We start from the raw sequence: 20,612 nt of genomic DNA, 5'->3' as shown, positions 1-20,612 counted from the left end.
TATCTTGGTTATTTGGTAAAACCATTGTTGTCTTATTGTTCTATATACCAGTCAGACTGCCGCGATTCTTTGATTTAAATCAATCTTTTCACCACCACGGCAATCACCTCACTGGCAAATTTATGTTTTATATCAATTTTATCAATCTGTCTTATAGCAATTATTTTTGTAAATTTTCAACATTCTTTACATGAAGTGGTCAAAAAAACATCATCAGAGTCACACTGTCAGGTTTAACAGTTTCACTCACCGGATTGAACCGGTAAGCTAACGCACATCAATACTTTACAGAAACAAGGAGAGTGATTATGCCCGCCTCCCTTAGCTGGCACGATGTCATCGGCCAGGAAAAAGAACAGCCATACTTTAAAGATACGCTGGCCTATGTAGCCGCAGAACGCAGTGCTGGCAAAATCATCTATCCGGCACAAAAGGATGTCTTTAATGCATTTCGCCTAACTGAATTAGATCAGGTAAAAGTGGTTATTTTGGGGCAAGACCCATACCACGGCCCTAACCAAGCCCACGGACTATCATTTTCCGTATTACCCGGAGTACCCGCGCCGCCCTCTTTGGTGAATATGTACAAAGAGTTAGCGACCGACATTCCCGGCTTCCAGCGCCCCAACCATGGCTTTTTACAAAGCTGGGCCGAGCAAGGGGTGTTGCTGTTGAATACGGTGCTTACGGTTGAAGCGGGTAACGCGCATTCTCACGCCAATCTTGGCTGGGAGACCTTCACCGATAAAGTTATTGCGGCGCTGAATGAGCATCGTGATGGTGTGATTTTTATGCTGTGGGGGGCTCATGCCCAGAAAAAAGGCCGCATCATTGATGCCCAGCGCCACTTTATTTTGAAAGCCCCACATCCGTCACCACTGTCCGCACACCGCGGTTTTCTTGGCTGTAAGCACTTTTCACAAGCTAATCACCTATTACAGCAGCAAGGTTTGCCGCCGATTGACTGGCAACCTAAACTGCCGGCGTCAGAATAGAGCGCCGTTTACTCAAAAAAATAGATAAAAAAAGGCACCACAAAGGTGCCTTTTTACTGTCAGGACACCTTAAGCTTTCGCTTTAGATACCGCAACCATTGCTGGGCGTAATAGACGACCATTCAATGTATAGCCTTTCTGCATAACCATCATGACCTGATTTGGCTCATGATCAGCAGATTCAAGCATTGTCATCGCCTGATGAACTTCGGGATTAAACGGCACATTAGTGTCACCAACCACCTCAATACCATATTTACCGACTGCATCAAGCAATGATTTTAGGGTCAGCTCGACACCTTCAATCATCGACGTCAACTCAGCATTGCTCTTATCGGCTGTATCCAGCGCACGTTCTAAGTTGTCGATCACTGGCAATAATTCAGCTGAGAATCGTTCCAAAGCAAACTTATGCGCTTTTTCTATATCCAATTCAGTACGACGACGGATATTCTCAACTTCAGCCTTGGCGCGTAGCAAGCTTTCGCGCTCACGCTGTATGGCTGCAGCCAACTGCGCTTCAAGCTCGGCAACACGCGGTTCTACACCTTCACCCGTCTCTTGTGTTGCTTCCACTTGCTGCTCTGCTGCATTTTCCATTTCTTCCGAGACTTGCTCGTTTGGTGTTTTCTGTTCTTTACTACTCATGGATATCTCCGCGTTTTAGCATTAATCTCGCTACTTGGCTTATTATGGGGATCAAAACCGGGGATTCAAGGGAACCGGTCATAATGTGGGGTAAAAGATGCCCCAGTGAGGAAAATCACGGCAATGAATAATAAAAGATTCAATTGTATTGGTATTGTCGGTCACCCACGGCACCCGGCCGCACTTGCCACCCATGAAATGCTCTACCACTGGCTAAACGCCAGAGGCTATGACGTCATGGTCGAACAACAGATTGCCAAAGATCTCAATTTAACCGACGCCGTTACCGGTAGTTTGGCTGATATCGGCCAAAAAGCCGATTTAGCTGTGGTGGTCGGCGGCGATGGCAATATGCTCGGTGCCGCTCGGGTACTTGCCCGTTATGATATCAAAGTCATTGGTGTCAACCGAGGCAATCTCGGCTTTTTGACCGATTTAGACCCGGATAATGCTCAGCAACAACTTTCGGACGTGCTGGAGGGCGAATACCTTAGCGAGCAACGTTTTTTGCTGGAAGCCCAAGTGACACGAACCCATCAGCAAAGTCGTATCAGCACAGCAATCAATGAAGTTGTTTTGCACCCTGGCAAAGTGGCCCATATGATTGAATTCGAAGTATATATTGATGACCGCTTCGCATTCTCACAGCGTTCCGATGGCCTGATTATCGCCACTCCCACCGGCTCAACGGCTTATTCACTTTCCGCGGGCGGCCCAATTTTAACACCAACATTGGATGCCATCGTCTTGGTTCCCATGTTCCCTCATACGCTGACAGCTCGCCCACTGGTTATTAATAGTAGCAGCACCATCCGCTTAAAGTTTTCTCAAATTACCAGCGACCTGGAAATCAGCTGTGACAGCCAAATAGCCCTGCCAATTCAGGAAGGGGAAGAGGTTTTAATCCGCCGCAGTGATTTTCACCTAAATCTTATTCACCCTAAGGACTACAGCTATTTCAATACGTTAAGTACAAAACTGGGCTGGTCAAAAAAATTATTCTAAAAAGTGACTCAAGGACTTTACTGTATATAAAACCAGTTTATACTGTATTCGAATACAGCCATGTGTTTATGTACAGGAGATTTACCATGCTGGCCCAATTAACTATCAGTAATTTTGCTATTGTGCGTGAGTTAGAAATTGATTTTCAACCCGGAATGACGGCAATTACTGGTGAAACGGGGGCGGGTAAATCCATCGCTATAGATGCATTGGGGTTGTGTCTTGGCAGCCGATCAGATGGCAGTATGGTTCGTTTAGGAGCAACTCGTGCCGATATCTGCGCGCGCTTCTCACTGGCAGACACTCCATCAGCTCGCCAGTGGTTAGAAAATAATCATCTTGACGACAGCAATGAATGCCTGCTGCGGCGCGCTATTGGCACCGATGGCCGCTCAAGAGGATTTATTAATGGAACCGCCGTTCCTCTGTCCCAATTACGAGAGCTGGGCCAGCATCTGATTCAAATTCACGGCCAACATGCCCACCAGTTATTGCTAAGACCCGACCATCAGAAGCAACTGTTAGATGCCTATGCAGACCAATCTACTTTGCTCGCTGAAATGAAAGCTGCCTATCAAATCTGGCATCAAAGCTGCCGCGCGCTAGCACTGCATCAGCAACAGTCACTGGAGCGTAATGCTCGCCGTGAACTCCTACAATATCAGTTGAAAGAGCTCAATTCATTTGCCCCACAAGCTGGGGAGTATGAACAAATTGATGTTGAGTATAAGCGCCTGGCAAACAGCGGGCAGTTGTTGTCACTCAGCCAACAGACATTGCAGCTACTATCAGACGATGAGCAAAATAATATTCTCAGTCAACTTTACTCAGCCAAACATCAATTAACTGAACTGGTGGGAATGGACGAGCAATTTAACAATCTGCTGAATATGCTGGAAGAGGCTTCCATCCAAATCAGTGAGGCTAGTGATGAATTGCGCCACTATGCTGAACAATTTGATATGGACCCTAATCGTCTGTATGAACTGGAACAGCGGTTATCTCGCCAACTAAACTTGGCCCGCAAGCATCATGTTGCACCGGAAGAGCTGCCACAGTTCCACCAACAACTGCTGGATGAGCAAGAACAACTCTCACAGCAAGAAAATGATCATGAGCAACTCAGCCATGCGGTCAATACTCACTATCAGCATGCATTAGCCATAGCTAAACGGCTGCATGAAGAACGTCAACATTATGCTAATGAATTGGCGGCACTGATTACCGAAAGCATGCATGAGCTGTCTATGCCACACGGTAGATTTACAATAGAAACTCAATTTGAACCTGAGCACCTCAGTGCTGAAGGGGCAACTCGCATAGAATTCTGTGTGACGACCAACCCGGGTCAGCCATTGCAACCGCTAGCTAAAGTGGCCTCAGGTGGTGAGCTTTCTCGCATCGCATTGGCTATTCAGGTCATTACAGCGCGTAAAATGGACACTCCTGCACTTATCTTTGATGAAGTTGATGTGGGTATCAGTGGACCAACGGCAGCCATAGTGGGCCGCCTATTGCGCCAGCTAGGTGAATCAACTCAAGTTATGTGTGTGACTCACCTTCCACAAGTTGCAGGTTGTGGTCATCAACATTTCTTTGTGAGTAAACAAACTGATGGCACTGAAACCGAAACACATATGCATCGACTGGATAAAAAAGCCCGCTTGCAAGAGTTGGCGCGCCTTCTGGGCGGTAGTGAAGTGACGAAAAACACCTTGGCAAATGCAAAAGAATTGCTCGCAGCGTAGAAAAGATTAACTTTTTTCCTTTCCAGAGGTCATACAGGTGCCCTGTAAAGGTTTCCAACTGCTGCAAGGTCTATTATCATCGTCATCCTACGCCCTAAAGGAATGTGATTACTATGCGCTGTAAAATGCTGACTGCCGCCGCTGTGATGCTTGCAATGCTTACTGCGGGTTGTTCAACGCTGGAGAAGGTGGTCTACCGGCCTGATATTAATCAGGGTAACTATTTATCACCTAATGACGCGTCCAAAATTCATAAGGGTATGACTCAGCAACAAGTGGCATATACCTTAGGCACCCCAATGTTACAGGACCCGTTTGGTACAAAAACCTGGTTCTATGTATTCCGCCAGCAACCTGGCCACGAGAAAGTCACCCAACAAACACTAACGTTGACCTTCGATAGCAGTGGTGTGCTGACTGATATCAAAAATGATCCAACATTAGCAGGAAGTTAATTTATCCGAAGATTGCAGAGCAGATTGAGGAAATGAATGTTAATGATGGTTTTAGGCGCTAAGTCTATTACTGTTTATATCGCCACGTGATGGCGCTCATTTTTCTTCAATAGCAGTCCAGGGCTACAACAAAAAATAAGGCGCAGATTGTGCCTTATTTTTTTGCTTGTTCAGCGCGCTGCCGACGCAATTCCTTGGGATCTGCAATTAATGGACGGTATATTTCAACGCGATCACCATCATTAACTTTATCGCCAAGCTTTACCGGACGGCTGTAAACACCCACTTTATTCTCTGTCAGATCAATATCTGACCGCAATTCAAGCAAACCAGATGCATTGATAGCATCCTCAACCGTACTTCCCGCAGCAAGGGAAACCGTGCGCAAGTATTGGCGTTCAGGTAAGGCATAAACTACCTCAACGCGAATATCAGGCACTGTAAACCTCTTTAGCTCGCTGGGTGAACGCTTGCACCATATTCCCAGCTAATTCTTTGAAGATCTTACCAAAAGCTAACTCAATCAGCTTATTGGTAAATTCAAAATCGAGGTGCAACTCAACTTTACAGGCATCTGCACTCAATGGGGTAAAGTGCCATCCCCCCATCAATTTACGAAACGGCCCATCAACCAGTTGCATATCAATACTCTGGTTATCAGTTAATGTATTGCGTGTTGTGAACGTTTTACTGATCCCGGCCTTAGCAACATCGACGGCGGCCGTCATTTCATTTTCAGTGGCATCAAGAACCCGGCTTCCGGTACAACCAGGTAAAAATTCTGGGTAAGAGCGAACATCATTAACCAGTTGATACATCTGTTCTACGCTAAATGGGACCAACGCAGAGCGGCTAATCTGTGGCATAACATTTCCTGTGAGACATAAAACGCACTGATAATACCATTTATCCACCGCCATACAAAAAATCTGCTAGGCATTCCATGCAACAAATGAGACAAAATGCACTGGCATCCTGCGGTAAAGGATTTCATTCGCCCGCGCATACAGTATAATGATCAACACTATGACAAAGAAAAAAGCATACAAACCCGGTTCCGCAACCATTGCGCAAAATAAACGTGCCCGCCATGAATACTTCATTGAAGAGGAATTCGAAGCGGGTCTTGCATTGCAAGGTTGGGAAGTAAAATCACTGCGTGCGGGCAAAGCTAACATCAGTGACAGCTATGTTATGTTTAAAAACGGTGAGGCATTCTTGTTTGGTGCCACTATTACGCCGTTGAACGTGGCGTCGACTCATGTTGTCTGCGAGCCAATGCGTACTCGTAAACTGCTACTAAACAAGCGCGAATTGGACTCCCTGTTTGGGCGGGTCAATCGTGAAGGTTATACTGTGGTCGCACTCTCCATGTATTGGAAAAATGCATGGACGAAGATTAAAATCGGTGTGGCCAAAGGTAAGAAAGACAACGACAAACGCGATGATATTCGTGATCGCGAGTGGAAGTTGGACAAAGCGCGCATCATGAAGCACGCAAATCGTTAAGTCACTGGCTTAGCAGGACATAGTTCTGTTATACTAGCGAAGTTCTTTGGGGCTGATTCTGGATTCGACGGGATTCGCGAAACCCAAGGTGCATGCCGAGGTGCGGTGGCCTCGTAAAAAACCGCAAAAAAATAGTCGCAAACGACGAAAACTACGCACTAGCAGCTTAATACCCTGCTTAGAGCCCTCTCTCCCTAGCCTCCGCTCTTAGGACGGGGATCAAGAGAGGTCAAACCTAAAAGAGCTCGTGTGGAAACCTTGCCTGGGGTGGAAGCATTAAAACTAATCAGGATAGTTTGTCAGTAGCGTGTCCATCCGCAGCTGGCCGGCGAATGTAATGATTGGACTAAGCATGTAGTGCCGACGGTGTAGTAATTTCGGACGGGGGTTCAAATCCCCCCAGCTCCACCAAATGTTAAACCGGTTATTACCAGATAAGTCCGGTTAGAGTACAAAAAGCCCGCATCCATCCTAGGTCGCGGGCTTTTTTGTGTCTGTAGTAGTCCGAGCAAGTTGGTTTAGTCGCTATGTAATAAGAAAAGTAATCCAAGCTTAAGAGACATGATTATTCTATAGAAAAGGCCTCTTAAAAGAGGCCCAGAAATTAGGAGATTGCGTCTAATTTATCTATCGTCGGCTAATCAAATATAAATATCTATATTTGATTCCTTTACTTTGTTCTTATCTGTTTTATCGACCATATTGCTGCTCTCTGCTTCCTCTTGCTGTGCCTGACGGCGCAGTAATTCCGCTAATTGCTGCTGTAGCATCGTTAATTGTGTCTGGATGCTTTTCCGCTGGTCTTCAGACATGTTGATGCCATCCTTGAGTTTTTGAGTTACCTCAACGATTTTTGCCATAACATCTTTTATCTGAGATGCCAGAGAGTTACCTGCACTTGCTGTATTTTTACTGCCATTTGTTGCAGCGGCCGATGTTGGCAAGCTTGCATTTATAACCATTGGACCAATCCTTATCACAACGTTAAGTACGCACCATGGTTATCGGCATCAGCAGACATGACATTAATAATGTAGCTGATATTTACTATTTCAGTTGGCGGATGACCCAACCCAAATCAACAATCTAAATACGATCCCAATCTATAGCCGCGCTGTTCAATAGTCTGTTTTAACGTCGGCGAGGTGAGAATATCTAATTCGGTTAGTCGTGGGTAACAATAGCCACTGGTCATTAGGATTTTATCGACAAACGCCGGATGACACATAACTTCAAGTGAATTAATCCCCTGTTGGTCTGCATGATCCAGTAGTTGTAAAAATGATTGCTCCGAGAGTTGCTCACCATAAAAACCGGCATCAAACCATTCGGTACTGCGCGGCTTATTGAGCAAAATTCCCTGCTGTTGTGCTTCGTTGCGGTCAATGCGCAGCGCAACCCCTTTCTCGCGGGCGAAAGACTCAATCAGCGGATAAATCTGTGGCAACATATGAACATGGTGATGGCTGTCGATATGGGTGGGCAAACGGCCAAACACAGCAACAAATTTATCAAACTGCGCCGCCAATTCTTGAGCTATTTCATTTAAATTCAGCTCCCCAGCCTCGGCACGCTGCCACAGCCATTTACCCAATTTCCCGTTGGCATCAACCAAAGAGGGCATGGCCGTTAATGGTTTGCCATAGGTCAGAACAAAATGCATTCCTACCGGTAAGTCAGGATTTTGTTTGCTGAGTTCTGCCGCATGATAAATAGCCGCGCAATTCATCATTGCTGTGGTCGAGGAGACAATACCATTGCGGAATGCTTCAATAATGCCAAAACTTTGGCCTTTGCATAAACCAAAATCGTCAGCATTAACAATAAGTAACTTTTCCATCGAGGATGCCTTATAAGCCTATTCCGGCAGAGAATATTCAGCCAGAACTAATCGGATAATCCCTCTCTGACACAGTTGAATTTCTTGCGGTAATTCCCAGGTGTGAAAGAGGTCAGTTTTTTGAAGTTTTTGATAAATAAGGTGGTATCGCTGTATCCTGCTTCAAAGGCAATGTCGGAAACAAAATAGTTCGTCATTTCAAGCTGGGTTTTAGCGAAGTTGATTCTGATTGCATTGATAATCTGCATCGGGGTTTTTTGGTAATAACGCCGGGTGGCACGGGTAAGATATTCTTGTGTTTTACCGGACAGCTCAATCATATTCACCAGCGCTTTCTCACCAAACATCGACTTATCATGCATTTTGTCGATGCTATTTTTCAGCCACTGTGGAATATCGTCGTTGACGTCACTCTCTTTGTAATGGCTGATGCGGTTAGTGACATAAAATGTCAGCAGCTCAACCAACTCAGCAAGTTCATCTTCTCTAAAGTGCGGTGCAGAAATAGCCGATTCAATATAAGAGAGAAAATCACCTTTTAGGCGATAAGCTTGCGAGGCGACAATAGGCCTTGAGAGCAGATGGGAAAAGTGCTCTTCAAAGAAGCTCTTTCTGATCCCAACGTTTAAAATTCGTGTCGCACCAAAGTCATAGAAACTTTTATGATGAGAACCCATAGGAATAAAAACGAAATCGCCGCGTTCTAAAAACACCCGCTTACCGTTAATTTCCTGATAACACATACCGGTTAATATCAGGGTATACTCATAATAGTCATGCTGATGTAATCCGGTCGCACTCTCCGTTTTGTTATAAATAAACAGATGGAACTCTTTTCCGTTAAAAAAGTCTTTTTCACGTACTAATCTGACTTCCATCTTATTTACCTTCACTCATTTAAAACAACGAATATTAATGCTGGGGAATCAGTCTATCTTCTGGTGCAATTCGATCAACTCGGCAATTAACTCTCGGGCTAACATTGCGTTCATTAAATGATCCTGCGCATGGACCAAAACTAAAGTGACTCTGGTTTTGCCCTCGCCTTGGTCTGCTTCAATAAGCTTAGTTTGAACCAGATGCGCCTCATTCAGTGCCAGGCGTGATTGTGCCATCAGCTCACTGGCTTGGACAAAGTCGCCCGTTTTGGCATGCTTTAATGCTTTGTAAGCCAAGCTTCGTGCTTGCCCGGCATTAATGATCAGCCCCATAACCACATCTTCCAGCTCATCAGTCGGCTGCACATCATCAACGATTTTATCTAAATCAAACATACTATTGCTCCAATTAATTAAAGCCTTTTTGCCTTGCGACATCCGCAAACCAATAGCCACTTTTCTTTATCACTCGCGACTGATCCGCAATATTCAACCGGACTAATCCATAACGATTTTTATAAGCATTGAGCCAGGACCAGCAATCAATAAAGGTCCACAAATGATAGCCTTTGCAGTTACTGCCCTCTTGCAATGCCTGATGTAACCATTGCAGGTGGTCGCGAATAAACTCAATGCGGTAATCATCGTCAACTCGGCCAGATGGGGTGAGAAATTGCTCTTCCCCCTCAACACCCATGCCATTCTCGGAGATATAACAGGGGATATTGCCATAGTTCTGTTTCAGATTGATCAGGATGTCATACAGCCCTTTCTCATAGATTTCCCAGCCGCGGTGGGGGTTAATTTTCCGCCCGGGCATTGAGTAGAAACTAAATAAATCTTCTGGTGTTTTTACCTGATCCCGCGGGGTTGGAATATCTTGCGCCTGAACCCTTCTTGGTTGGTAATAGTTAACCCCTAATAAGTCGATGACGCCAGCGGCAATAAGTTGGCAATCAGCGGATTCAATCTGTGGGAGCAAGTCATGCTCGCGCAGTAGCGCGATAAGCTCCTCGGGATAAACACCTTTAGTCACCGGGTCGAGGAAACTGCGATTAAGCAGTAAATCTGCATAGTTGGCGGCAACCAAGTCTGGTTCACTGTCGGAACGAGGGTATGTGGGAGTAAGGTTCAAAATGATACCAATCTCACCACCTTGCTTCAGTTCCCGGTAGTTTTCCACCGCTTTGGCATGCGCCAGTAGCGTGTGATAGGCCACAGTTACGGCCCGTTTAAAATCAACCACACAAGGGTAATGTAGGTCATTGAGATAACCCGCTTCAACCGGCACAATCGGCTCATTGAAGGTAAACCAGTGTTTTACCCGATCACCAAACAGAGTAAAACAGATTTTGGCATAGCGTGCATAAGCATCAACTACTGCGCGGCTTTCCCAGCCTCCCTTCTCTTGCATACACAGTGGCATATCAAAATGGTAGAGGTTGATAAAGGGCGTGATGCCCTGCGCCAATAAGGAATCAATTACCGCGTTATAGAAGGTGACGGCTTTAGGGTTAAGCTCGCCGTCACCGTTCGGGATCAGCCTCGACCATGAAATCGATGTCCTGAAAGTATTATGTCCCAGCTGTTTTAACAACAGGATATCCTGCTGATAATTATCGTAAAAGCTGGAGGTGTTTTCCGGGCCAATCTGGTCATGAAAACGTTCTGGTGCAATGTCATACCAATAATCGAAGATATTCTTGCTCTTGCCATCCTGCAATGACGCCCCTTCAGATTGGGTTGCAGAAGTGGCACTACCCCACCAGAAATCATCGGGAAATTGATATTTCATTCCAGCCTCCAGCCTTGTACATTCAATAGGGTTACTGATTAAAATTTCAAGCTATCAGCTATCTCTTCTTCGCTTTGAACTTCACGGTCTATCTCGTTCTGTGCTTTGTTAGCAATAATCACAAACGGCAGATAAATCATGGTGGCAACCCCGAGGTTGAACAGACTTAACAGCATCGCAGCAATACTGCCGTTGGTATTAAAGAATGCTCCCAAGCCGACCGGCATGGTCCAAGGTGCAATGTTGGTGATTGGCGGAATAAAACCTGTGTAATACGCGATTGAGGTAATAATTGCCAAGACCGGCTGAACCAAGATAAACGGAATAAAGAACAGCGGGTTCATAATGACTGGCAAGCCGAACAAGATAGGTTCGTTAATCTGGAACACACTCGCTGGCGCACCCAGTTTTGCTACCTGACGATAATCTTCACGGCGGGAGCCGATAAAGATAGCAATAACCAGCCCAAGTGTTGCCCCGGTGCCGCCCAGGAAGATATAGGAGTCAACGAAAGGTTTGGCCCACATATGGAACTCTTTACCCGCCGCTACTGCCGCTGCGACCGAACCATATTGGGTATAAGTCGCTACGTTTTCCAAGGCAAACGGCATCATGATGCCACTTTCCAGTGCCGATAAGGCCATCGCACCGTGTATGCCGAAGAACCACAACAGTGAAGAGCACATGACATACACCCAACCTACCACACTGCCCATTTTCGACAGCGGCGCTGAAATGGTGTCCATGATGATCTGGTGGAAGTTAGTGCCATGCAATCCAAGGGAATAAGCAATGACGCCCATAATGGAAAGAATGATAAAGCCAGGAATCAGCGCAGAGAACGAGCGGGCAACAGAAGTCGGCACACTGTCTGGCAAGCGGATAACCCAGTTACGTCGCACGATAAAGGCAAAGACCTCTGCCACTACCAAGCCGATGATGATACCCGAGATAATATTCGCGCCACCCAACCAGTTGGCACCGACGGCATAAGCATCGCCAACACTGTAAGGTGTTACGGTCATAAAGGCCGCGATGGCCAACAGAGCCGAAGCCAGCGGATCGACTCTTTTCTCTTCGGCCAAGGCCATACTGATAAAGAATGGCGTCATTAATGACATGATGCCGAGCGTACCGTTATAGACGTTGCCGCCAATTGCTTTAAAACCATTGAGGGTGGTAATGGTATCGGCATCCAAACGGATGCCCATCGAGAAGAAAAACGACCCTTCGCCAAAGCTTAAGAACACGTTATTGATAAGAACGAACATTGCACCCGTCAGAGTTAATGGCATCAGCCGAATAAACCCATTCTTGATAGCATTAATATGTTGCTGTTTGCCAATCTTAATGGCGAAGGGCAATATGACCCTTTCCAGAGAATTAATAAATGCGCTCACAGTGCTCCCCTTATTGTTTTGCTTTTTTTATTGCGGCAACAGCAGCTTTTAATACCCCTAAACCATCGACTTTGCCGTAAAGGATCGAGTCAATCACTTCAACGGGTTTGTTAGGGAACATTTTGGTGACTTCTGGCAACATGTAAGCAATCTGCGGCCCTAATAGGATGACATCTGCTTCTTTACCATGTTGTGCTGCCAGCGCTTCCGGGTAAGCATTGATAACCACTGGCACTTCATACTTCTCTGCTTGTACTTTCATTTTGGAAACCAGTAGCGAGGTCGACATACCGGCTGAGCAAAATAGATAAATTTTTTTCTTTTCCATACCCAACACCTTTTGAGGTTCAAAAGACACAAGTTATTCATATGCCAGTGCAATGGTGAATTCCCTTTATCTGTACTCTATCGTGCCCCTTGCCCAGCTCCATTGTTTCTGGTTGTCGGCAGTATACGGAGTTGACATACAAGCCAGTAATTCGAGCATCACTATAATCGTCTCTAATTGACTTTTCATATTGATGCTCTTCACATTTCTCAGCGATTACAATGTGATGCTCATCGCAAAATGATTATTTTTTTGCTCGGCGAATTAAGTTTAATTCATTTGTATTTCATATGGTTAGTTTTTATTTGCCTATTGATAAGCAACAAAATAAAACAGTAAAAATGAATTGAAACATCTGAAAGGATAAATTAGGGAATCTTATTGGTTTGATAATCGTTTCATCCAAACTTTTCCACTTTTTATCGCAGTTTTTGCTGACGGCTTTATTCGTGAAGCGAAGTCCATGCCACTATTTTAACTATCACTGCGCCGCTAATCTGCTGTTCAGCATCACAGGTTTTTGATTCGAAATAGCCGATTTTCTATTAATACTCTAAAGTTAACAGGTGTTTGCACATTTATGGAGTGAGTGATGACGTTATTTGGAAATAGAACACCGACCTATCGCCTGAGCTGGCAATTAGTTAGATTGCTCTTGCTCAGTGTGTTTATCTCGACGCCCGTGTTAGCCGCCCCTTCTCCCACAGTAACAGTCACTGAATTACAAGATGGGCTTGATCATCCCTGGTCACTGGCATTCTTGCCTGATAACGGCGGAATTCTCATTACTGAACGCGCCGGGCAATTGCGTTTATGGCAGCCAGGAAAGCCATTATCAGCCCCGTTGCAAGGGGTGCCCGCAGTTTATGCCAAGGGGCAAGGCGGCCTATTCGAAGTGGCCTTATCACCGAAATTTACTCAAGATCGCCGCGTATACCTCAGTTTCGCTGAGGAGGGGAAAGAGGGAAAAGCCGGTACCGCAGTGGGCTATGGCCGCCTTAATCCTCAAGGCACAGCGATTGAAAACTTCAAGGTATTTTTCCGCCAACAGCCCAAATTATCGACGGGCAATCACTTCGGTGGAAAATTGGCCTTTGATGAGCAAGAGCATATTTTTATTACCTTGGGTGAGAATAATCAGCGCCCTACCGCCCAGGATCTGAGCTTACATCAGGGTAAAGCTGTGCGTCTAACCCTTGACGGTAAGGTACCAAAAGATAATCCATTTGCTAATAAGTCTCCCGCAAGGCCAGAGATCTGGTCCTATGGTCATCGTAATCCGCAAGGGTTGGCGCTTAACCCATGGAGTGGAGTGATGTGGTCCAATGAACATGGGCCTAAAGGCGGTGATGAGATTAATATCCTGATAGCCGGGAAAAACTATGGCTGGCCATTGGCAACTCACGGAGTGAACTATTCCGGCCTCGCCATCCCTGAGGCCAAAGGCACTCATGTCGATGGCACCGAACAGCCCGCATACTATTGGGAAAAATCTCCAGGTATCAGTGGCATGGCATTTTATGATGCCGCTCGCTTCCCCAGTTGGCAACATTCGTTGTTTATTGGCGCATTGGCTCAGAAAGAGTTAATTCGCTTGCAACTCGATGACGATAAAGTGATTTCCGAGGAGCGCCTGCTAGGAGATCGTGGTGAACGCATCCGTGACGTGCGCGTCGGGCCCGACGGTTATGTTTATCTGTTAACCGATGAGAGCAACGGTAAACTTCTGCAAGTCGGTCTCGCAACGACCCCATAGTAAGTCTGCTGCTGACAACAAAAAGCCGGAGAAACTTTCCGGCTTTTGCATTACTCCCAATACAGACTCTGTAACCTCAAATTACCGGTCTGATGAAGCTTGCCACAGATTTAGCTGACCGTCGGTAACATGCTGATCAATAGCGGTTAACTCTGCCGCTGTGAATGTAAGATTATTCAGTGCAGCACAATTTTCCTCAAGTTGTTCAGGCCGACTGGCACCAATCAAAACGGACGTCACGCGGCTATCTTTCAGTAACCAGCTCAATGCCATTTGTGCCAATGATTGCCCACGCTGTTCAGCTAATTCATTCAACAACTTGATGCTGTGCAGATTTGCTGCGGACAGCATGTTTTCTTTCAGCGAGCCGCCGGCTTCTTTTTTCATCCGCGAATCATCCGGGATACCATTGAGGTATTTCCCAGTTAACAACCCTTGCGCCAGTGGTGTGAAGGCAATACACCCCACACCGTGCTTATCCAGGGTATCTAATAGATTCGTCTGCTCAACCCAACGGTTAAGAATATTGTAGGAAGGCTGATGGATCAGTAATGGGATTTTCCACTCTTGCAATAATTCCACCATTTTGGCGGTGCGCTCAGTAGAGTAGGATGAAATGCCGACATACAGTGCTTTGCCGCTTTGCACTGCCTGAGCTAAAGCCGATGCAGTTTCTTCCATTGGCGTGTTTTCATCAACGCGGTGGGAATAGAAAATATCCACATAATCCAGCCCCATACGTTTTAGGCTTTGATCTAAGCTAGCCAGCAGATATTTTCGTGAGCTCCCGGCACCATAAGGGCCAGGCCACATGTTATAACCAGCTTTGGTCGAGATGATTAATTCGTCACGATAAGGCTTAAAGTCGTCTTGCAACAACTTACCAAAATTCTGCTCAGCTGAACCCGGCGGTGGACCATAGTTATTGGCTAAATCGAAGTGGGTAATTCCCAGATCAAAAGCTTTGCGCAGTAACGTTCGTTGCGATTCTAATGTATTGTTAAAACTAAAGTTATGCCAAAGCCCAAGCGATAATGCGGGAAGTTGCAAGCCACTTTTTCCACAAAAACGATATTGCATTTGGTTGTAGCGGGAAGGATCTGCGTTGTAAGGCATGATGGCTTCTGTCTCCATTTATCGTATTTTTGAAACGGCATTTCTATTTTAGCGCCATCTTCAGCCCATGAAAGTGATCTCTTCGAACATTTCTAAAATTATTTGTACTACAATTATATCTACTCTGACGAATAGCCATTGAGGGCTTTGTTATGACTGCAATTGACATAATGTGGGTAGGGTTTGGTGGCGGCATCGGTTCACTTTTACGATGGTGGCTAGGACTCGGTGTTGGCAAGATATATAAAGGTAATCTCCCCCTCGGTACTTTTCTCATCAATATTTCAGGAGCATTTGTTATTGGCTATCTGAGTATTCTTTTCAGTATTGACTGGCGTGATCGTTATGGCGATTTAATGAATGCTGCAGTGTTGACCGGTATTTTAGGGGGCTATACCACCTTTAGTAGCATGCAATTAGATGCGGCAAAACTTGCTACAGCGCGCGGCAGAGCAATGGCTGCCGGATATCTGATTATTTCTGTATTGGTCGGTCTGGCCGCAGCGGCATTCGGTGCCTGGCTGGCTTATTGAGCAGAAACGATTTATTAATCGGAGATAATGATTATGCCGAATCTTATTATTTTAGTTTTTGTTGGTGGCGCTTTTGGCGCCATGTGTCGTGAATTAATCATGATGTCAGTACCAAGACTGGCCGATGGTTTCCCCATGGATATCTTTGTCGCCAATATCATCGCTGCATTTTTATTAGGGCTAACCACCTCGTGCTTTAAAAACGGTAAAATTAACCAATACGTACACTTAATGGTGGGAACAGGGATAATGGGCGGACTTTCGACATTTTCCAGTTTTGTATTTGGTGCCGTCGAAATGATGAAAACCCCGAGTGAAGTTTTTGTCTCAATCTGCTATTTAGTCGCCAGTCTGATTGTTGGTTTTATCGCTGTCGAATTGGGCTTGATGGTGGGGCCAAAAGAGAAGCCAAAAGCGCCGCAAACCGCGGCTGAATAGCTTTATCCTAGCGAGAAATAGAGATGAAAACACCCTCATATAGAGGGTGTTTTATACATTATGACAAGAATACTGATGCGGCTCAGTCAGTATAAAATTAATCTAACTTCTGGCAGTTACCAAAGAACATCTCGGTAATCAGTTCATTATTAATGGTATCGCCATTCAGGGTTCTCACCAGCAGCTCACTGCCTAATAATGGCAGAGAGAAGACCATGCTAGGTTCAACCCGTTTAACTTTCTTCATATTCTCGGTTTCATTCACCAATGCCAAGGTTTTGGTGGATTCACCGGCGATTTCTTTAGCAGCCAGAATGGTAAAGGCATTATCGGCATCACTATCACACAGCGCGATAATATATTTTGCTTTGTCGGCCCCGGCTAATTTCAATGTTGCAACTGAAGAAGGGTCGCCCTCGATAATATCCGCATCAGATGGATAATTATGTTGGCTACCTACAGCACACACCACCGTAACTTCATCACCGCGATCTCGTAGACCGTTATACACATTCAGTGCCAGAGAGCTGGTGCCCACGATAATAAAATGATTTTTACGTTCCACGTCAGAAACCCTACCTTTAACTATGCGTTTGATATTATTACTGATCATCGGCCCGGCAATAGAAGAAACTGAAGCAGCAAAGACAGTAATACCGGAAATAATCACCGTAAGCGTAAACATCCGTGCCAACGTGGTATGCGGGATAATATCCCCGAACCCCACCGTAGACATACAAACAATCGCGAAATAGAATGCTGTCGGTAAATCAGTGACTACTGGCGCAAATTCATCGCCCATGTAGAGTGTGCCCAGCATGCTATAAACGATCAGTGAAGCGATACTCACAATAGCAAAAAACGTCCCACTGGCGAGGCTGTGATAATTAAACTTCCGCCAATAAAAGAGCAAGCCGACAATAATCACAATGGAATAAGTCGTCAGTGTATTTTGATCTTTTAGAATAAAGATATTGATAGAAACAATGGTAAATAACAGCAATACAGTGAAAAACCAGGCGATACGGGTTTTCATGGATAAAGCAATAGCCATCAATATCAGTACCAAACCAATCATAAATCTTGGAATTTCAAACAATTCAAGAAAACTCAGCGCCTCCTTCCAAGTACTGAACTCATTTGTTACTCCAGAAAAATGGGCGATAGCCCGGAAAAGTACTGGGCTTAAAACCAGATATCCATTAATTGCCACCAGGATAGCCAGGCAATGTGGTATCGAGAACCTAGATTTAATTTCCTGTAATATTTTCATCAATAGAGTGACTAAAATTGTTATAGGTAAATCAAGTATAGATAAAAATTCAGATAATTCATGGTCAAACTCAGTTATTTTTGATAAAAATCAAATGATAAACTCATCGAATATATAGGGATATTTACACTTATAGTCATCTAATATTAACGTAACGTAATTAAACTGAAAGGTTATAATTATTATCGTAAAAAGATACTGTTTAAAGCTATTTTTACAGCCTGTAAAGTTATGCATACTGAATCATGAGTCAGATAATGAATTTAATTATTGGCATTATATCCACTTATAACTAATAATATATCTGCACTCCAGCAAATAATAACGCCGGAGTCATCATATCTGAGTGATATTTATCACCCTTAGTTTAATTCTGTGGATTTCTAACAGACAAATAAGGAAGTAAGCATGTCCTACAAATCACTTCGTAATATTGCATTGACTGGTTTATTGCTTTCCGCTGCCGCCACTACTTTTGCAGCAACTCCGACAACTACTAGCGCAACGGCTACTACCCCGAGTGATATGACCTGCAAAGAATTCCTGGATCTGAATCCTAAGTCATTTACTCCGGTAGTCTATTGGGTACTAAATGATGATACTCAATATAAGAAAGGCGATTATGTTGATTTTCACGAGACAGACACTATCGTGACACCGAAAGTAGTCGAAGTGTGTAAAAAGTCCCCTGAAAGTAAACTGTCCGAAATGAAACAAGATATTTTAAATTTCGCTAAGAAACATCATATGTAATCTGAAAAATTAGATATGACGAATAAGGCACTCATTAATGAGTGCCTTATTTTTTGCAATGAAAAATTAACCACTAATACTCAGCTTATCATAACCACGAACATAGTAATTAATGGCGGAAATTAACCAACACAGTATAAACATCCCAATAATCCAGTAACCTATTTCACCTAAATTATCACTGATATTATTAATTGGCGTCCAAATTCCTCCGGTTAAATTAAGTTTGTCTGCAATTAATCCCAAAGCTTCAATACCGCCGATAAAGAAAGCAATGATAACCGAGGCTGCCGTGATAGTAATATTGTAATACAGTTTTCGTACCGGTTTAGAAAAAGCCCAACCATAAGCACCAATCATCACAAAATTATCGAGTGAGTCGATTAAAGCCATGCCAGCAGCAAATAAAATCGGGAAAACCATTATTGACCACAAATTTATGCCGTGACTTGCGCTCGCGGCGGAGAGCCCTAATACACCAATTTCCGTAGCCGTATCAAAACCTAAGCCAAATAAAAAACCAACCGGATACATATGCCAGCTTTTATTGACCATATTAAACACTCGCCTGAAAATACGGGCGAGCAAACCACCATTGTTGGTCACCAGTAGGTCAAGTTCGTCATCTTTATACACATGGCCCGCTTTGACCTGTTTGAACTTTTTATACACTGAAATCAGGATGGTTAAATTCAGAAAGGCAAACAGTAACAAGAATACCGATGAAACCAGGGTGCCGATCAATCCCCCAGTTTCATGGAACCACTCCATATTATTCTTAAATGCCATCGCCGTCGCAGCAATGGCCAATGATGCTAATATCACGATAGTTGAATGACCGAGAGAGAAAAACGTCCCGACCGCAATCGGTGTTTTCCCCTGCTGCATCAGTTTGCGAGTCACGTTATCAATAGCAGCGATATGATCAGCATCGACTGCATGGCGCAAGCCAAAGCTATAAGCCAGAAATGCCATGCCCATCAATACCGCGTTATTATTAAATTCCGTAAAGGCCCAAATCCATGCCAACCCGTTAACTACTAATAAGCCGATCAGCAAATAGATTGCACGCCGTTTAGTTTGCGGATCACCGAAGGCACTACGTTTCTCTATTCCAGTCGTCATATACGTACTCCAGAATAAAACGCTATTGTCTATGTGCTGGCATAACATCTTTATTCGGTACCAGGAATAACCACGAAGCCAGAACAAAAGGCATCGTCAAGGTAGGAATACCGATAGGTGACAATAAGATGTTTAGAGCGCCCTGCACGATCACCGTAAAAATAACGCCGATAATGGTATAAGCCAAAACTCGCCAACTGGGTTTATTAAAAGTCGAACCTAACGCGATAGCCGTTAACACGGCACTGAAAGCATAAAGCCCGGTATCAATACTGGCGGGATCGGCACCAAGGAATATGGCGGTGAAGAGTGCCAGTAGTGATCCACCTAGAGCAAACACTGCGGCCCAGAGTGATTCGACAGCCAACCCGATGACAAAAATAATGCCGCCAATCAAACTACTTAATAAGAAGACTTCAGAGATGCCATTAAACATACTGACGAAAATATTGCCCGCCGCGGGTGCTCCAGCATCTAAAACAAATTCATGCGGCAGCGCTGGTGTCGGCAACCCACTACTATGGAGACCGGCAAAGGCGTAGCTGGCCAGTAATATTATCCAGGTGGTGAGAACAAAAGGTGCAGTTAACGCCGCTACTTTCCAGGTTTTTAAAATATCAGCGATACAAGCCATTACAATCACTGACACGATACTGCCCAAGACAATACAAGCCCAAACAACCGGTGTGGCAACCAAAAATGTAGGTAATGCCGCGCCGACCAGGCACCCGTTATAACCATATAGCCCCGAGCGCCATGATTTACGGTCGCGCATAGTTAGCCCGGTAAATGTTGCAACCACCGTCCCCAGCACACAGCCATAGGCCACCGCCGGATTACCCTCGCCATAAGCGCCGACAAATATCGCAATGAAGAAGAATAGCCCCGTCAGCGGGTTATTCTGGAACATAACCTGAGCACAGCCGCGCAGCGTTGTATCGATAAATTCAATGAAAACATTTGAAGCACTGAGTTGTGCCCAGCCGGTTTGATTGCCCGTTTTCGCATTCATTATTT

The 20,612-nt window shown here is 44.8% G+C and carries 23 protein-coding genes and 1 other RNA gene; 10 read left to right on the top strand and 14 right to left on the bottom strand.

Annotated elements, in window-relative coordinates; genetic code table 11:
- Positions 1–308 precede the first annotated feature (308 nt).
- Positions 309–995: a uracil-DNA glycosylase gene (gene ung / locus FTA96_RS05155; RefSeq protein ID WP_050108152.1), complete on the top strand. Its 687-nt coding sequence runs from the start codon at positions 309–311 to the stop codon at positions 993–995.
- 69 nt (positions 996–1,064) lie between these two features.
- Here ung and grpE read toward each other — a convergent pair whose 3' ends face one another.
- Positions 1,065–1,643, bottom strand: coding sequence for a nucleotide exchange factor GrpE (gene grpE / locus FTA96_RS05150; protein ID WP_050108155.1), 579 nt, complete (start codon positions 1,641–1,643; stop codon positions 1,065–1,067).
- A 123-nt stretch (positions 1,644–1,766) separates the two neighbouring features.
- Here grpE and nadK point away from each other — a divergent pair, with 123 nt between their 5' ends.
- The 3 genes from nadK (at position 1,767) to bamE (ending at position 4,851) form a co-directional block, all read left to right on the top strand.
- Positions 1,767–2,648 (top strand): NAD(+) kinase, encoded by an 882-nt coding sequence (gene nadK, locus FTA96_RS05145; protein ID WP_050108158.1) that lies wholly within the window; start codon positions 1,767–1,769, stop codon positions 2,646–2,648.
- Between the two features lie 86 nt (positions 2,649–2,734).
- Positions 2,735–4,396 (top strand): DNA repair protein RecN, encoded by a 1,662-nt coding sequence (gene recN / locus FTA96_RS05140; RefSeq protein WP_186371140.1) that lies wholly within the window; start codon positions 2,735–2,737, stop codon positions 4,394–4,396.
- Positions 4,397–4,509: 113 nt separating this feature from the next.
- Positions 4,510–4,851, top strand: coding sequence for an outer membrane protein assembly factor BamE (gene bamE, locus FTA96_RS05135; RefSeq protein WP_050108164.1), 342 nt, complete (start codon positions 4,510–4,512; stop codon positions 4,849–4,851).
- A 154-nt stretch (positions 4,852–5,005) separates the two neighbouring features.
- Here the strand turns inward: bamE and FTA96_RS05130 are convergent, their stop codons facing one another.
- Positions 5,006–5,290 (bottom strand): RnfH family protein, encoded by a 285-nt coding sequence (locus FTA96_RS05130; protein ID WP_050123002.1) that lies wholly within the window; start codon positions 5,288–5,290, stop codon positions 5,006–5,008.
- Positions 5,283–5,717, bottom strand: coding sequence for a type II toxin-antitoxin system RatA family toxin (locus FTA96_RS05125; protein WP_032910744.1), 435 nt, complete (start codon positions 5,715–5,717; stop codon positions 5,283–5,285). Before FTA96_RS05125 ends, FTA96_RS05130 begins: the two co-directional genes overlap by 8 nt.
- 160 nt (positions 5,718–5,877) lie before the next feature.
- Here FTA96_RS05125 and smpB point away from each other — a divergent pair, with 160 nt between their 5' ends.
- Complete coding sequence (gene smpB, locus FTA96_RS05120; RefSeq protein ID WP_032910756.1) at positions 5,878–6,360, top strand: SsrA-binding protein SmpB; 483 nt, start codon at positions 5,878–5,880, stop codon at positions 6,358–6,360.
- 48 nt (positions 6,361–6,408) lie between these two features.
- Positions 6,409–6,771, top strand: a transfer-messenger RNA (tmRNA) gene (gene ssrA, locus FTA96_RS05115).
- 230 nt (positions 6,772–7,001) lie between these two features.
- On the opposite strand, the gene FTA96_RS05110 is transcribed toward ssrA, so the two are convergent.
- The 7 genes from FTA96_RS05110 to FTA96_RS05080 form a co-directional block, all read right to left on the bottom strand.
- Positions 7,002–7,322, bottom strand: coding sequence for a FlxA-like family protein (locus FTA96_RS05110; protein ID WP_050123003.1), 321 nt, complete (start codon positions 7,320–7,322; stop codon positions 7,002–7,004).
- A 116-nt stretch (positions 7,323–7,438) separates the two neighbouring features.
- On the bottom strand, positions 7,439–8,200 hold the full coding sequence (gene chbG / locus FTA96_RS05105; RefSeq protein WP_145573294.1) for a chitin disaccharide deacetylase: 762 nt from the start codon (positions 8,198–8,200) through the stop codon (positions 7,439–7,441).
- 47 nt (positions 8,201–8,247) lie between these two features.
- Positions 8,248–9,078: a transcriptional regulator ChbR gene (chbR, locus tag FTA96_RS05100; protein ID WP_050123005.1), complete on the bottom strand. Its 831-nt coding sequence runs from the start codon at positions 9,076–9,078 to the stop codon at positions 8,248–8,250.
- A 48-nt stretch (positions 9,079–9,126) separates the two neighbouring features.
- Positions 9,127–9,474: a PTS N,N'-diacetylchitobiose transporter subunit IIA gene (chbA, locus tag FTA96_RS05095; RefSeq protein WP_050108229.1), complete on the bottom strand. Its 348-nt coding sequence runs from the start codon at positions 9,472–9,474 to the stop codon at positions 9,127–9,129.
- 13 nt (positions 9,475–9,487) lie between these two features.
- Entirely contained in the window at positions 9,488–10,873 is a 1,386-nt protein-coding gene (locus tag FTA96_RS05090; RefSeq protein ID WP_050123006.1) for a glycoside hydrolase family 1 protein, read from the bottom strand.
- A 38-nt stretch (positions 10,874–10,911) separates the two neighbouring features.
- On the bottom strand, positions 10,912–12,273 hold the full coding sequence (chbC, locus tag FTA96_RS05085; protein WP_050123009.1) for a PTS N,N'-diacetylchitobiose transporter subunit IIC: 1,362 nt from the start codon (positions 12,271–12,273) through the stop codon (positions 10,912–10,914).
- A gap of 10 nt (positions 12,274–12,283) precedes the next feature.
- The gene (locus FTA96_RS05080) at positions 12,284–12,601 is read right to left on the bottom strand and encodes a PTS sugar transporter subunit IIB (RefSeq protein ID WP_050100871.1); all 318 of its coding nucleotides are present in this window, start codon (positions 12,599–12,601) and stop codon (positions 12,284–12,286) included.
- 592 nt (positions 12,602–13,193) lie between these two features.
- On the opposite strand from FTA96_RS05080, the gene FTA96_RS05075 reads away from it, so the two are divergent.
- Positions 13,194–14,357 (top strand): PQQ-dependent sugar dehydrogenase, encoded by a 1,164-nt coding sequence (locus FTA96_RS05075; RefSeq protein ID WP_145529488.1) that lies wholly within the window; start codon positions 13,194–13,196, stop codon positions 14,355–14,357.
- An 81-nt stretch (positions 14,358–14,438) separates the two neighbouring features.
- Here the strand turns inward: FTA96_RS05075 and mgrA are convergent, their stop codons facing one another.
- On the bottom strand, positions 14,439–15,473 hold the full coding sequence (gene mgrA, locus FTA96_RS05070) for an L-glyceraldehyde 3-phosphate reductase (protein ID WP_050123016.1): 1,035 nt from the start codon (positions 15,471–15,473) through the stop codon (positions 14,439–14,441).
- Positions 15,474–15,625: 152 nt separating this feature from the next.
- Between mgrA and FTA96_RS05065 the strand changes: the two genes are divergently transcribed.
- Both FTA96_RS05065 and crcB read left to right on the top strand, forming a co-directional pair.
- Positions 15,626–16,006 (top strand): fluoride efflux transporter FluC, encoded by a 381-nt coding sequence (locus FTA96_RS05065; RefSeq protein ID WP_050151772.1) that lies wholly within the window; start codon positions 15,626–15,628, stop codon positions 16,004–16,006.
- A 33-nt stretch (positions 16,007–16,039) separates the two neighbouring features.
- Complete coding sequence (gene crcB / locus FTA96_RS05060) at positions 16,040–16,444, top strand: fluoride efflux transporter CrcB (RefSeq protein WP_050108241.1); 405 nt, start codon at positions 16,040–16,042, stop codon at positions 16,442–16,444.
- Between the two features lie 97 nt (positions 16,445–16,541).
- On the opposite strand, the gene kch is transcribed toward crcB, so the two are convergent.
- Positions 16,542–17,717: a voltage-gated potassium channel protein gene (gene kch, locus FTA96_RS05055; RefSeq protein WP_050108243.1), complete on the bottom strand. Its 1,176-nt coding sequence runs from the start codon at positions 17,715–17,717 to the stop codon at positions 16,542–16,544.
- Between the two features lie 408 nt (positions 17,718–18,125).
- Here kch and hdeB point away from each other — a divergent pair, with 408 nt between their 5' ends.
- Positions 18,126–18,470: an acid-activated periplasmic chaperone HdeB gene (gene hdeB / locus FTA96_RS05050; RefSeq protein ID WP_004711572.1), complete on the top strand. Its 345-nt coding sequence runs from the start codon at positions 18,126–18,128 to the stop codon at positions 18,468–18,470.
- A 66-nt stretch (positions 18,471–18,536) separates the two neighbouring features.
- Here hdeB and FTA96_RS05045 read toward each other — a convergent pair whose 3' ends face one another.
- A complete protein-coding gene (locus FTA96_RS05045) occupies positions 18,537–19,595 on the bottom strand; it encodes a HoxN/HupN/NixA family nickel/cobalt transporter (protein ID WP_050108245.1) in 1,059 nt (352 codons plus the stop codon).
- A gap of 22 nt (positions 19,596–19,617) precedes the next feature.
- Positions 19,618–20,607, bottom strand: a complete 990-nt coding sequence (yut, locus tag FTA96_RS05040) for an urea transporter (RefSeq protein ID WP_050108246.1) — start codon at positions 20,605–20,607, stop codon at positions 19,618–19,620.
- Positions 20,608–20,612: the final 5 nt, after the last annotated feature.

This window comes from Yersinia alsatica, from assembly GCF_902170305.1.
Classification (GTDB): Bacteria; Pseudomonadota; Gammaproteobacteria; order Enterobacterales; family Enterobacteriaceae; genus Yersinia; species Yersinia alsatica.
The sequence above is the reverse complement of the archived record's forward strand: the minus strand, read 5'-3'. Positions and strand labels throughout refer to the sequence as shown.